The sequence below is a fragment of the Uniformispora flossi genome, assembly GCF_049534875.1.
Taxonomy (GTDB): domain Bacteria; phylum Actinomycetota; class Actinomycetes; order Streptomycetales; family Streptomycetaceae; genus Yinghuangia; species Yinghuangia aomiensis.
Genome location: NZ_JBMULZ010000014.1, coordinates 57,325 through 70,808 on the forward strand (window position 1 = coordinate 57,325; position 13,484 = coordinate 70,808).

Below are 13,484 nucleotides of genomic sequence, written 5' to 3' on the forward strand. Positions count from 1 at the left end.
CCGGGTGACTCACGCCCGGGTTGTCCACAGCCCCAATTCACCCCTCGCCAACCCCTCCCACAACCCCCTCCGCACGCAGCTTCGCCACCTCGGCTGTGTCCAGCCCCCACCCCTCCAACATCCCCACCGTCAACTCTCCCGGTGCTCCCCCCGCAACCGACGGCGTCCGCGAGAACCGGGGTGCGGCCTCCGGCTGGACCGTTCCATCCGGCGTGACGTAGGTCCCGCGGGCCACGTTGTGGGGGTGTCGCGCTGCCTCGTCCCACGTCAGGACCGGGGTCACGCACGCGTCGGTGTCTTCGAAGACCGCCGTCCACTCGTCCCGCGTCCGCGACTTCAGCACCTCGGCGAAGCGGGCCCGCAGGACCGGCCACCCGGCCCGGTCCATCTGCCCGGGCAGGTCTTCGCCGGACACCCCGAGACCTGTCAAGAACTGCGCATAGAACTGCGGTTCGATGCAGCCCACCGCGACGAACCCGCCGTCCGACGCCTCGTAGACGTCGTAGAACGGTGCTCCGGTGTCGAGCAGGTTGGTCCCGGGCTCGTCCGTCCATCCGCCCACGCCCCGCATGCCGTGGATGAAGGTCGACAGCGCCGCGGAGCCGTCCGTCATGGCGGCGTCGACGATCTGGCCGCGGCCCGAGCGCTGCGCTTCGACGAGCGCCGCGAGGATGCCGAAGGCGCAGAACATCGCGCCGCCGCCGTAGTCGCCCACCAGGTTCAGCGGCGGCACCGGGCGCTCACCCGCGCGGGCGAACGCGTGCAGGACGCCGGAGATCGCGATGTAGTTGATGTCGTGTCCGGCACGCGGCGCCAGCGGGCCGTCCTGACCCCAGCCCGTCATGCGCGCGTACACGAGGCGCGGGTTGCGGGCGAGGCAGACGTCCGGCCCGAGTCCGAGCCGTTCGGTCACGCCGGGCCGGAATCCCTCGACGACGACGTCCGCCGCCGCGATCAGCCGCAGCACGGTCTCGGTGCCCGCCGGGTTCTTCAGGTCGACTTCCAGCCCGCCGAGCCGGCCGCGGCCGACCGCGAGGTGCGGCATGCCCCCGCCGCCGAGCCGGTCGATGCGGATGATCTCGGCTCCCGCGTCGGCCAGCATCATGCCGACGAACGGACCGGGGCCGATTCCTGCGAGTTCGACGACCTTGATGCCCGACAGCGCGCCCATACCGTGGTGCCCCTTCCGACTGCGGCCACGTCCCTGGCCCCGACCTCGTTAGGTGACACAGTCAAGCACAAGCGGCGTCCGGCGCCCATGCCCCGCGCGAGGCAGCCCGCGCCCTCGCACGAAGCAGTCCGCGCCCCACCCCGGCCTCACTCCCCTGACGCCACCACGCCTTCCGCCAAATGCACGATCTCCAACGCGATCAGCAGATCCAGCCGCAGCCGGGAATCCTGTGTGAACGGCCCGACCAGCCGTTCCAGCTTGCCGATCCGGTACCGCAGCGTGTTGTAGTGCACGTACAACCGCCGCGACGTCTCCGCGACGTTCAGATTCGTCTCCAGCAGCACCTGCAACGTCCGGCGCAGATCGGCCGCTTCCGCATCGAGCGGACGCGCCAGCGGCCCCAGCACCTCGTCCGCGAAGCGCTCAAGCTCCCCGTCCGGCGGCAGCAGCGACAGCAGCCGGAACACGCCCAGCCGGTCGAAGTCCGTGACCGCCCCCGGCCCTTGCAGCCGGCGCCCGGCGGCAACCGCACGCCGCGCCTGGTCGTACGCCTCGGGCAGCCCGGCAAGCCCCCGCACCGGACGGCTGATCCCCGTCGAGAACGTCCGCGGAATCCGCGCGCACGCGGTACGCACCCGCCCCGCCGCATCCCGCGCCGTCCCCGACCCGCCCTGGCCTGGGACGGCGGTCAGCAGCGCCACGATCTCGCCCGCATACCCCGCCACCACCCCGTCCGGGTCGGCCTGCCGCACGGTCGCGGTCCACGCCGCGGTGAGCGCGTCCTGCTGACGGCGCAGCGCCGCCGCGTCGTCCCCCGCGGTGGGATCCGGTTCGGCGACCACCACGACGACGGTGCGCTGCAGCAGCGCGCCCAGCCCGGCCACCGGAATCCGTTCGGCGTCGGTGACCCGGCCGGTCAGCACGTCGCGCAGGATGTCGGCCTGGTACTTGAGGTCCCCCGCATCGGTGCTCGCCTCGCCGGCGGCCCGCGCCAACTGCTCGGCCAGACCGAGAGCCTGCGCGGCCGCCGGAAGCAGGATCTGCAGGAGGCCCAGCCCGTCCGCACCGGCCCGCGACACCCCGGTCCGCGACACCCCAGCCGACGCCGCAACGACCGCCGGTCCCGGCAGCGCACCGGCAATCCGCGCCGCCCGGTTGCCGTCGCCGCCGCCGGAGACCGAGTCCTCGTCCCCGGCCACCGACGGCACCGACGGCACCGAGGCCGACACGGCCGTCGCCGCCGATAACGCCGTCGGCTCCTCGCCGTTCCCACCGGCAAGGTCCGCCCCCGCAGCCCGCCTTCCCTCCGAACCCGTGTCCTGTCCCGTCGCCGACGACCCCGACGGACCCGGCGCAGCGCCCAACGCCCCCGCCGGAACGGTCACCGCGGGCTCCCCCCGCGGTTCCGTCGCCGCCAGCGTCCCCCCGCGCACCCGGCTCGGCACCGGCAGCGGACGTGCGGTCTCCCGCGTGCTCCCGGCGGCCAGACGTGCGGTCACCACACCGGAGGTCGCCCCCGCACCCCCCGAAGTCCCCGTCGCGGCGGCTTTCTTCCCGGCCCGGGTACTCGCGGGCGCGCCGAGGGTCCCGGTGGCGCCGGCCGCCCGCGCGGACCTCCCGGCGGTGCCCACCCGGCCCCCGCCGGCCGGCGGAGACGCCGGGGCCGACCCCGCCGCCGATTCCGCGCCGGAGGTGCCCGCGCCCGGGCCCGCACTCGACGTCGCGCTCGACTCCGTACCCAAGCCCGCACCCACGCCTCTGCCCGTGCCCATCCCCGTGCCGTCGCCGCGCCGTGCCGGGGAGGGTCCCCCGTGCGCCGGGATTCCCGAGTCGCCGCCGATGCCCATGTACCGACCGTATCGGCGCGAACACGCTCAGGACAGCTTTCCCGGGAGCGCGCAGGCAGCGCGCCACCGGAGTGCGCCCGGCGCACGCGCTCACCTGATCGCGGTCATCCGCCGTGTCCGCGGCCGGGGATCGCGGCAAGGGACCCGTTTTCTCCGCGTTGCGCGGGTACGATGCGGGTGCGCGTGCGTGGCGGACCGGGCACCACGGGTGACCGACGGTCCGCCGCGCTGTCGTGTCCGGCCCAGGTCGTGTCCGGAGCGGGCCCGTGTGTGTTGCCCGGGCCGCCCACGGGGCAATACCCGAACGGGACGGCCGCGCGGCCGGCGGCTGTGGGGGCCGCCCGCGGATGCCGGACCGGGCTGGTGAGCGTCGGGGGAGGGAGCCTGGATGGCGCACATCGAGCGTGGGGGGCGCGCCGCGAGCGCGGCCGAACGTGCGTGGCTGCGCGGCATGGACGCCTACGTGTGCGGCGAGTACGGCCACGCCGAACTCGAGTTCCGCAATGCCGTCGAACTCGACCCGGGCATGGCCGACGCCTGGCTGGGCCTGCACGCTTTGAAGGTCGACGTCGCGGGCGCGGTCGTCGCGATGCATGCGCACCGCGACCGGTTCGGCGAGCAGCGCACCAAGTACCGTCGTCCGCTCAACTCCTGGTATTGGCTGGGCTGGTGGGTGCAGCTCGTGCTGGAGACGCCGCGCGACCTGGCGCTCGCGCACGCCTCGCACTGGCTCGACGGACGCCACCTGCCGGAACTCGACACCGCGCTCGCGCACTGCCCGCCGCCGGACGGCGACGCGTCGACCCGGTTCCTCCTCGCCTGCCGCGCCTACCTCGGCAAGGACTGGCAGCAACTGCTGCGCCACACGGGCGGTTTGGAAGACGATCCCCTACTGGGCGTGGAGGCGGGCCTGTTCGCGGGCATGGCGCGGGTCCGGCTCGGGCTGTATGACAAGGCCGAGCACGTGCTGGCAACGGCGCTGGCACGCTGCCGGTCCGAGCATCCGCAGCGCAAGGAACTCCGGTACTGGCTGGCCCGCGCCTACGAGGAGACCGGCCGCGCCCCGGCCGCGCTCCCCCTGTACCGGGCCGTGCACCACGCCGATCCGGCGTTCATGGACACGGCCGTGCGTCTCGCCGCGCTCACCGCCGAACTCGCGGACGCCGCCGATCCGCTGGACACCCTCGACGCCGTGGACGCGCTGGACGTCGTCGGCGGCTCCCGCTCGGCCGACACCACCGCCATGCTGCACAACGCCCCGCCGTCCGGCACCTACGACGCCACCGCCCGCCTGGCCGGCCCCGTCCTGCCCACCGACACGGCGACCGGCCCGGCGGACCTGCCGCCCGGCCCCGACACCGGCGGCGCCGACGCCAACACCCCGAGCACGCCCACAACCCCGGGCAGCCCGGAATCCCCGGACACCGACGACCCCGACAGCACCCTGCCCCACGAAGACACCCGCGGCACCGCGCCCTCTGCCGCTGCCGCCCCGTCCCCCACCTCCCCCGGCAGCGTCCCCGCCGCTCCCGCGGCCGCGGCCGCCGAGGACCTCGCCGCCGCGCTGGACGAACTCGAACGCATGGTCGGCCTCGAACCGGTCAAGCGCCAAGTCCGCGCCCTGTCCGCGCAGATGCGCATGGGGCGGCTGCGGCAGGCCCGCGGGATGCCCGCGGGGGCGCCGAAGCGGCATTTCGTGTTCTCCGGACCGTCCGGCACCGGCAAAACGACCGTGGCCCGCCTGCTGGGCCGGGTGTTCCATGCGCTCGGACTGCTCGAATCGGACCGGCTCGTCGAGGCGCAGCGCGCCGATCTGGTCGGCGAGTTCCTGGGCCAGACCGCGGTGAAGACGAACGAGCTGATCGATTCGGCGCTCGGCGGCGTGCTGTTCGTCGACGAGGCGTACGCGCTCGCCGGATCGGGTTACGCGAAGGGCGACGCGTACGGCGACGAGGCCATCCAGGTGCTGCTCAAGCGCGCCGAGGACGACCGGGACCGCCTGGTGGTCATCCTGGCCGGGTATCCGGAGGGCATGGACCGGCTGCTGACCGTCAATCCCGGCCTGACCTCGCGCTTCACCTCGCGCGTGGACTTCCCCAGCTACGACGCCGACGACTTGGCGCGCATAGCCGAGCATCTCGCGGCGGTCGGCGGGGACGTCTGGGACGAGGACTGCGTCGCGGAGATGCGCAGCATCACCGGACATGTGTGCGAGCGGGAGTGGATAGACGAGTTGGGGAACGCCCGGTTCGTCCGCACGCTGTACGAGAAGTCGTGCGCCTACCGCGACCTGCGCCTGGTCGGCCTCCCCGGCGAGCCCGACCACGAGGAGCTGACCACACTCCGGCTGCCCGACCTGCTCCAGGCCTACGGCGAGACGGCCGGCGGCCGCACCTGACCGACAGGCACGTTCGGGACCCGTCGGCACCCGGTGGAAGACGCACCCGGCGCGCCGCACCCCACCGGCGTGTGTACGGGTCCCCGTGTCGGTGCGCCATGCGAAGCTACGCGCGGGCCGGGCCCCGCACCCCGGGCCGGCGTGCAGGCGCGGCGTAGGTCGGCGAGGGGATCAACGGGGATGGCGAAGAGCAGGCATATTGATGCCGCGGAACGGCGCGCTCGGCTGGTCCTGCGCCAGCTCCCGGAGCCGGCCGCGCAGTCGGCGGAGCAGGTGACGGAGTCTCTCGTCGCGTTGCATTCGACCGACCCGGCGAGCGTGTTCCTGTCCGTGGCGGCGCGCAGCCGGGTCGGGGCCGCGGACGTGGAGCGGGCGCTCTACGACGACCGGACGCTCGTCCGGATGGCCGGCATGCGCCGTACCGTCTTCGTCGTGACCGACCCGATGGCCGCGGTCGTCCACTCGTCCACCACGGCGCCGATGGCCGAGAAGGCGCTGCGGGACATGCTCAAGCTCGGCTTCCGCGGCGGCACCCTCGATGCGTCCTGGGTGGCGGAGGTCGAGGACTCCGTCGTCGCCCATCTGTCCGGCCTCCCGGAGGCCACCAGCACGGAACTGTCGGCGTTGGAACCCCGGTTGCGCGAACCGGTCGTCTACGCCCCGGGGACCAAGTGGGAGACCGAGCAGACCGCGGGCACGCGCATCATACGCAAGCTCGCGATGGACGGCCGGATCGTGCGGGGACGCCCGAAGGGCTCGTGGACGAGCAGCCAGTACCGCTGGCAGATCGCCCCGGAGCCGCTGCCCGATCTCCCGGCGACCGAGGCCCGCGCCGCGCTGGTACGCGCCTGGCTGGCGTCCTACGGCCCGGGCACCGAGGCGGATCTGAAGTGGTGGACGGGCTGGACGCTCACCCAGGTCCGCGCCGCGTTGAAGGCCGTCGCCGCGGTGCCGGTGACGCTGGACGAGGGCACGGGGTTCGTGCTGCCGGACGACGTGGACGCGCCCGGTGCGGCGCCGGACCGGGCCGCGCTGCTGCCTGCGTTGGACCCGACGCCGATGGGCTGGCAGGGCCGCGGCTGGTACTTCCCCGACGATGCGAAGGCCGCGCTGTTCGACCGGTCGGGCAATGTCGGACCGACGGTGTGGTGGCAGGGCCGGGTGGTCGGCGGCTGGGCGCAGCGTGCGGACGGCGAGGTGGTCTGGCGGTTGCTCGCCGACGTCGGCACCGACGCGGGGAAGGCCGTGGCCGTCGAAGCCGAGCGGCTCGCCGCATGGATAGGGGGCGTGCGGGTGACACCGCGTTTCCGGACCGCGCTGGAACGCGAGTTGGCCGGCTGAGGCTGACCGCCGGCGCGGCGCGCGTCCCCGCTCTCGTGCGCCCTCCGCGCGCCCCCGCGCCCGCCGCCGCCCCCCGATTTCGCCGGAACGAGTGACGCGGACCGCTTCGGATTTCCCTCGAACGTGGCGCTCCGCTTCACCGCGCGCCGGTCCTCGCCGCACCCGCGACGAGGCAGGGGGTCGTCCTTACCGGTCCGCCGGTTCGGTCCCGCCGAAGTGCTCCACGAGGTCCCGCAGTTCCCCGGCCGCCCGGATGGCGTCGGCGCGTCCGTTGGACACCTGGATGCCCATGACCGCGAGCGTCTCGCCGTCGGAGAGGTCGAGGAACACCCACGGGTCGCCTTGCCGGAGCTGGACGCGGATGATCTGCGCCCACTGGAGTTCGACGACGCGCAGCAGGTTGACCACGCGGACGCCGTGTTCGGTGGCGACGACCTTCGGGCGGCCGAGCATGAGCATGAAGCAGAGGCCGAAGACGCCGGTGGCGACGACGCCGAGCTTGGAGCCGATGTTCCAGCCGCCGTCTTCGGGCAGGGCCACGGCGAGGGCGACGAGGCCGCCGAGGATGACGAGTCCGACGATGCGGGTGACCAGGCGGCTGCGCTTCGGATACCAGGTGCGGGGCAGGTCGGCGCGCGTGTGCCGGTCCGGTTCGGTGCCGATGGTGTGCTCCGTCATGCGCGGTGTCCCGAGGGTGTTCGGTGGTGGAAAGTCGGTGGAAGAGCCGCCGGCGACGATGGCGGCCGAGGCAGCGGACGAGCCGATGCCGGAATCGCCGGCCGCCGGTGTCGGCGAAACGTATCGCCACAGTGTCCCGCACCGGCCGAACGCACCGTGCCCGGCCCGCGCAACACGCGGGCGACCGGGCACGGATGGGGCGTCAGATGCGGCAGGCGTGGATGCCGGTGACCAGGATGGCGCGGGCGCCGATGTCCCACAGGTCGTCCATGATCCGCTGGGCGTCGCGGCGCGGCACCATCGAACGGACGGCGACCCAGCCTTCGTTGTGCAGCGGCGACACCGTCGGCGACTCGAGCCCGGGGGTGAGCGCGACGGCTTCCTCGACGCGCTCCGCGCGGATGTCGTAGTCCATCATCACGTAGCGGCGGGCCACCAGGACGCCCTGGAGGCGGCGGACGAGCTGGTCGACCTCGCGGGACGGTTCGGCGCCGGTGCGGCGGATCAGCACCGCTTCGGAGTGCAGGATCGGCTCGCCGAAGATCTCCAGGCCGGCCTGGCGCAGCGTGGTGCCGGTTTCCACGACGTCGGCGATGACGTCGGCGACGCCGAGCTGGATGGCGGTTTCGACGGCTCCGTCGAGCTTGACGACGGCGGCGGCTTCGACGCCCTGGTCGGCGAGGTAGCGCTGCACGAGGCCGACGTAGGAGGACGCGATGCGGGCGCCGGCGAGTTCCTTGGCGGAGGTGTAGCCGCCGACGGGTGCGGCCCAGCGGAACGTGGCCGGGGCGAGGCCGAGTTGCAGGATCTCCTCGGCGTCGGCGCCGGAGTCGAGGAGGAGGTCGCGGCCGGTGATGCCGGCGTCGAGGCGGCCGGAGCCGACGTAAACGGCGATGTCGCGGGGGCGCAGGAAGAAGAACTCGACGCTGTTGTCGGGGTCGACGAGGACGAGTTCCTTGCTGTGGCTGCGCTGCCGGTAGCCGGCCTCATGGAGCATCGCCGACGCAGGCTCCGAGAGCGAACCCTTGTTCGGGACGGCGATGCGCAGCATTGGGGGGACCCTTCTCACGGGTGGGTCCCCGGCGGCCGCGTCCCCGTGCGGGCAGGCGCGGGGTGGGTGCGGGGCGCCGGGGACGCCGACGATGTCACAGGTGAGCGTATACGTCCTCGAGGGTGAGGCCGCGCGCGACCATCATCACCTGCAGGTGGTAGAGCAGCTGCGAGATTTCTTCGGCGCAGCGGTCGGCGCCTTCGTGTTCGGCGGCCATCCAGACTTCGGCGGCTTCTTCGACGACCTTCTTGCCGATGGCGTGCACGCCTTGCTGCACGAGTTCGGCGGTGCGGGAGCCGGTTTCGCCGGCGGCGGCCTTGGTCTGGAGCTCGGTGAAGAGCTGGTCAAACGTCTTCATCGCGGGGATCGACTTCTCACTTTCGGCGGTCGGATGCGCGGCGCGACCCGGGGTGTGTCCGGTGGTCAGCGCGTCGGCTCCGCCACTGTACGCAACGCGACGACGGTGGCGACGGCCGCGGTGGCGGCCTCGTGGCCCTTGTCTTCCTTGGACCCTTCGATGCCCGCGCGGTCGAGGGCCTGCTGTTCGTTGTCGCAGGTGAGGAGGCCGAAGCCGACGGGGACGCCGGTGTCGAGGGCGACGCGGGTGAGGCCGTCGGTGGCGGCGGCGCACACGTATTCGAAGTGGGGGGTGCCGCCGCGGATGACGACGCCGAGGGCGACGACGGCGTCGTAGCCGCGTTCGGCGAGGGCTTTGGCGGCGACGGGGAGTTCGAAGGCGCCGGGGACGCGGACCACGGTGGGGTCGGTGATGCCGAGGTCGGTGAGGGCGGTGCGGGCGCCGGCCAGGAGCCCGTCCATGACGGGGGCGTGCCATTGGGCGGCGATGATGCCGACGCGGAGGTCCTGGCAGCCTTCGACGGTGAGCTGGGGGGCTCCGTTACCGCTCATGTTCGCTGAGTGTCCCGTTCTTGGGGTGGGGATGAGGCTTGGGGTGGGGATGAGGGCGGGGATGTGGGTCTGGCGGGATCCGCTGCCCGGGCCGCCGGGCGGAGGCCGGCGACCGGGTCGGGCGGGGTGGTGCCGTGGTGTGGGCGGCGCGTCAGCTGACGGCATGCGGGGTGGCGTCGGCGGGCTCGAGGGGTTCGAGCCAGGGCAGGTCGTGGCCCATGCGGTCGCGCTTGGTCTGCAGGTAGCGCAGGTTGTCGGCGGTGGCGTGGACGGGCAGCGGGACGCGTTCGAGGATTTCCAGGCCGTAGCCTTCCAGGCCGGCGCGCTTGGCCGGGTTGTTGGTGAGCAGGCGCATGGAGCGGACGCCGAGGTCGGAGAGGATCTGGGCACCGGTGCCGTAGTCGCGGGCGTCGGCGGGCAGGCCGAGTTCGAGGTTGGCATCGACGGTGTCGTGGCCGTCGTCCTGGAGCTGGTAGGCCTGGAGCTTGTGGAGGAGGCCGATGCCGCGGCCTTCGTGTCCGCGCATGTAGAGGACGACGCCGCGGCCTTCGTCGGCGACGGTGCGCAGGGCGGCGGCGAGCTGGGGGCCGCAGTCGCAGCGCAGCGAGCCGAACACGTCGCCGGTGAGGCATTCGGAGTGGACGCGGACGAGGACGTCTTCGCCGGGGCCGATGTCGCCGGTGACGAGGGCGATGTGCTCGACGCCGTCGAGGGCGCTGCGGTAGCCGATGGCGCGGAAGTCGCCGTAGGCGGTGGGCAGGCGGGTTTCGGCGGCGCGTTCGACGGTCTGTTCGGTGCGGCGGCGGTAGGCGATGAGGTCGGCGATGGAGACGATCTTGAGGCCGTGCTGCCGGGCGAAGGGGACGAGGTCGGGCAGCCGCATCATCGAGCCGTCGTCGTGGACGACCTCGCAGATGACGCCGGCGGGCGGGAGTCCGGCGAGGCGGGCGAGGTCGACGGCGGCTTCGGTGTGGCCGGGGCGGACGAGGACGCCGCCTTCGACGGCGCGCAGCGGGAAGATGTGCCCGGGGCGGCTGAGGTCGTCGGCGGTGGTGTCGGCGGCGGACAGCAGCTGCACGGTGCGGGTGCGGTCGGCAGCCGAGATGCCTGTGTGTATGCCGTCCTTGGCGTCCACGGAGACGCTGTAGGCGGTGCCCTTCTTGTCCTCGTTGACCTGGGTCATCGGGGGGAGCTTGAGGCGGTCGAGGTCGGCGCCGGTCATGGGGACGCAGACGACGCCGGAGCTGTAGCGGATCATGAAGCCCATCAGCTCGGGGGTCGCGAGCGATGCGGCGAAGATGAGGTCGCCTTCGTTCTCCCGGTCTTCGTCGTCGACGACGACGATGGCCTGGCCGTCCGCCATGGCCTTGATGGCGTCCTCGATGGTGTCGAGGGCGAGGTCGGGGGCGGCGTCGGCGGGGCTGCCGGGTGCGGGGAATGCGAGCACGGTGGTGTCCTCGGTGCTGGGGTTTCTGTCGGTCACGCCCGTGCTCCTTCCAAGTGCCGCGCGGCGGCGGTTGATTCGTGCTCCTGGCGGGTGGCGGCGGGGCGGGCGGCGGTGGAGCGGCGCCACCAGTCGCGCAGCCCGGCCAGCACCATGGCCAGGAAGATCCCGTACACGAGCCCGGAGAAGACCAGGCCGTTGTAGAAGGTCAGCGGGACGCCGACGAGGTCGACGGCGATCCACACCGCCCAGAATTCGACGAGGCCGCGCGCCTGGGCGACGGTGGCGACGGCGGTGCCGACGAAGATGTAGGCGTCGGCGGCGATCATCCACCAGCGGTGGTCCCAGACGACGCCCCATTCGGCGAGCATCGCGGCGAAGGCGGCGGTGCCGAGGACGATGGCGGCGGCGAGGGCGGCGCGTTCGCGGCCGGTGGCGAAGCGGACTTCGATGTCGCCGGTGGCGCGCTTGCCGCGGGCCCAGCGGGTCCAGCCGTAGGACGCCATGGCGATGATGAGGATCTGCCGGGAGAAGCTGCCGCCGAGCTGGTAGGACCAGTAGACGCCCATGAGCAGCAGGGAGCCGGCGATCTGCACGGGCCACGCCCAGATGGTGCGGCGCATGGCGAGGGCGACGGTGGCGAGGGCGAAGATGTTGCCGAGGAAGTCGCCGCGGACCACGTTCTGCCCGAAGACGGTGAAGGCGGGTTCGCGGAGCCAGTCCATCACCGCGTGGTAGGCGTTCATGCCCGGTCCCCGGCGGGCTCGGCCCCGGCGGCCGGGGCGGTGCGGTCGCCGTAGGCGTGGAGGCGTTCGACGTACTTGGCGATGACGTCGACCTCGAGGTTGACCGGGTCGCCGGCCTTCTTCACGCCGAGGGTGGTGAGGTCGAGGGTGGTGGGGATGAGGCTGACGGTGAACCGGTCGGGGCCGGCTTCGACGACCGTGAGGCTGATGCCGTCGACGGTGATGGAGCCCTTGTCGACGACGTAGCGGGCGAGTTCGGCGGGCAGGGAGATCTCCACGATTTCCCAGTGCTCGCCGGGGGTGCGGGAGAGGACGGTGCCCATGCCGTCGACGTGGCCCTGGACGAGGTGGCCGCCGAGGCGTCCGCCGAGTTCCATGGGGCGTTCGAGGTTGACGCGCGAGCCGGGTTCGAGGGCGCCGAGGCTGGAGCGCTTGAGCGTTTCGGCCATGACGTCGGCGGTGAAGGTGGCGTCGGCGGGGTCGATCTTCTCGTCGACGACGGTCAGGCAGACGCCGTTGACCGCGATGGAGTCGCCGTGCCGCGCGCCGGCGGTGACGACGGGGCCGTGCACGGTCAGGCGTGCGGAGTCTCCGAGCTGCTCGACGGAGACGATCTCGCCGAGTTCCTCCACGATTCCGGTGAACACGCTAGGACTCCTTCACGGGCTGGGCTGCGGGCTGGTTCGCGACGGGCTCGTCGGACGGGGGCGGTGCGGGGCGGGCTGGGCGTGCGGTGATGCGGATGTCGCCGCCGAAGCCGTCGGTTTCCGTGTCGTCGACGGTGAGGCGCAACGCGTCGGCGATGGTGGAGATTCCGGCGGGGCCGAGGGCGGTGGGGCCGGCGCCGAGGAGGACGGGGGCGAGGTAGGCGACGACCTTGTCGACGAGCCCGGCCGCGGCGTAGGCGCCGGCGAGGGTGGGGCCGCCTTCGAGGAGGACGGAGCGGACGCCTCGGGCGTAGAGCGCTTTGTTGAGGGCGTCGAGGTCGAGTCCGCCCGCGGCGGCGCGCGGCAGCGGCAGGATCTCGGCGCGGCCGGCGAGGCGGTCGGCGAGGGCGCGGGCGGTGGCGGCGGGCAGGTCGTCGGCGACCGCGACGAGGGTCGGGGCGGCGTCGTCGAGGACGCGGGCGCCGGCCGGGATGCGGGCGTGGGTGTCGACGACGACGCGCAGCGGCTGGCGGACGGGACCGTCGGTGCCGTCGGTGCCGCGGACGGCGAGGTGGGGGTCGTCGGCGAGGAGGGTGCCGGATCCGGCGACGACCGCGTCGACCCGGGCACGGAGCCGGTGGACGTCGGCGCGGGACGCGGCGGAGCTGATCCAGCGGCTGGTGCCGTCGGCGGCGGCGATGCGGCCGTCGAGAGTGGCGGCGTACTTCCAGGTGGTGAAGGGGCGGCCGAGGCGGGCGGCGGTCAGCCAGGCTTCGTTGCCGCGCGCGGCTTCGGCGGCGAGGACGCCGCTGTGCACCTCGACCCCGGCCGCGCGCAGCATGGCAGCGCCGCCGGAGGCGTTGGGGGTGGGGTCGGAGACGGCGTAGCAGACGCGCGCGATTCCGGCGTCGATGAGCGCTTGGGCGCAGGGCCCGGTGCGGCCGGTGTGGGCGCACGGTTCGAGGGTGACGATCGCGGTGCCGCCCCGGGCCCGGTCGCCCGCGGCGCGGAGCGCGGCGACTTCGGCGTGCGGACCGCCGGCGACTTCGTGGAAGCCCTCGCCGACGACGTCGCCGTGCGCGTCGAGGACGACGCTGCCCACGACGGGGTTGGGGCTGGTGGTGCCGAGGCCGCGTGCGGCCAGGTCGATCGCGCGGCGCATGTGCGCCGCGACGTCGACCGCCGCGTCGACCCCTTCGGGGGTGGGACCCGCCTCGCCGGACACCCGGACTCCTCCGCATCTCGCGACGCG

General features: G+C 73.5%; 12 protein-coding genes. 2 read left to right on the forward strand and 10 right to left on the reverse strand.

Annotated elements, in window-relative coordinates:
• Window positions 1–37: 37 nt before the first annotated feature.
• The gene (locus tag ACPA54_RS26820; protein WP_423533952.1) at window positions 38–1,171 is read right to left on the reverse strand and encodes a CaiB/BaiF CoA transferase family protein; all 1,134 of its coding nucleotides are present in this window, start codon (window positions 1,169–1,171) and stop codon (window positions 38–40) included.
• 146 nt (window positions 1,172–1,317) lie between these two features.
• Window positions 1,318–2,400, reverse strand: a complete 1,083-nt coding sequence (locus ACPA54_RS26825) for a PucR family transcriptional regulator (RefSeq protein WP_423533954.1) — start codon at window positions 2,398–2,400, stop codon at window positions 1,318–1,320.
• Between the two features lie 1,006 nt (window positions 2,401–3,406).
• Between ACPA54_RS26825 and ACPA54_RS26830 the strand changes: the two genes are divergently transcribed.
• A complete protein-coding gene (locus ACPA54_RS26830) occupies window positions 3,407–5,416 on the forward strand; it encodes an AAA family ATPase (RefSeq protein ID WP_423533956.1) in 2,010 nt (669 codons plus the stop codon).
• 180 nt (window positions 5,417–5,596) lie between these two features.
• Window positions 5,597–6,757, forward strand: coding sequence for a winged helix DNA-binding domain-containing protein (locus ACPA54_RS26835; protein WP_423533958.1), 1,161 nt, complete (start codon window positions 5,597–5,599; stop codon window positions 6,755–6,757).
• A 186-nt stretch (window positions 6,758–6,943) separates the two neighbouring features.
• On the opposite strand, the gene ACPA54_RS26840 is transcribed toward ACPA54_RS26835, so the two are convergent.
• The 8 genes from ACPA54_RS26840 to ribD form a co-directional block, all read right to left on the reverse strand.
• A complete protein-coding gene (locus tag ACPA54_RS26840; protein WP_345677943.1) occupies window positions 6,944–7,435 on the reverse strand; it encodes a PH domain-containing protein in 492 nt (163 codons plus the stop codon).
• A gap of 202 nt (window positions 7,436–7,637) precedes the next feature.
• Complete coding sequence (hisG, locus tag ACPA54_RS26845) at window positions 7,638–8,486, reverse strand: ATP phosphoribosyltransferase (protein WP_423533960.1); 849 nt, start codon at window positions 8,484–8,486, stop codon at window positions 7,638–7,640.
• 94 nt (window positions 8,487–8,580) lie between these two features.
• On the reverse strand, window positions 8,581–8,844 hold the full coding sequence (locus tag ACPA54_RS26850; RefSeq protein WP_345677940.1) for a phosphoribosyl-ATP diphosphatase: 264 nt from the start codon (window positions 8,842–8,844) through the stop codon (window positions 8,581–8,583).
• 65 nt (window positions 8,845–8,909) lie between these two features.
• The gene (ribH, locus tag ACPA54_RS26855) at window positions 8,910–9,395 is read right to left on the reverse strand and encodes a 6,7-dimethyl-8-ribityllumazine synthase (RefSeq protein ID WP_423533962.1); all 486 of its coding nucleotides are present in this window, start codon (window positions 9,393–9,395) and stop codon (window positions 8,910–8,912) included.
• A gap of 151 nt (window positions 9,396–9,546) precedes the next feature.
• The gene (locus ACPA54_RS26860; protein ID WP_423534101.1) at window positions 9,547–10,842 is read right to left on the reverse strand and encodes a bifunctional 3,4-dihydroxy-2-butanone-4-phosphate synthase/GTP cyclohydrolase II; all 1,296 of its coding nucleotides are present in this window, start codon (window positions 10,840–10,842) and stop codon (window positions 9,547–9,549) included.
• 32 nt (window positions 10,843–10,874) lie between these two features.
• A complete protein-coding gene (locus tag ACPA54_RS26865) occupies window positions 10,875–11,585 on the reverse strand; it encodes a nicotinamide mononucleotide transporter family protein (RefSeq protein WP_345677938.1) in 711 nt (236 codons plus the stop codon).
• Window positions 11,582–12,232: a riboflavin synthase gene (locus tag ACPA54_RS26870; protein ID WP_345677936.1), complete on the reverse strand. Its 651-nt coding sequence runs from the start codon at window positions 12,230–12,232 to the stop codon at window positions 11,582–11,584. Before ACPA54_RS26870 ends, ACPA54_RS26865 begins: the two co-directional genes overlap by 4 nt.
• Window position 12,233: 1 nt before the next feature.
• On the reverse strand, window positions 12,234–13,394 hold the full coding sequence (gene ribD, locus ACPA54_RS26875; RefSeq protein ID WP_423534102.1) for a bifunctional diaminohydroxyphosphoribosylaminopyrimidine deaminase/5-amino-6-(5-phosphoribosylamino)uracil reductase RibD: 1,161 nt from the start codon (window positions 13,392–13,394) through the stop codon (window positions 12,234–12,236).
• Window positions 13,395–13,484 lie beyond the last annotated feature (90 nt).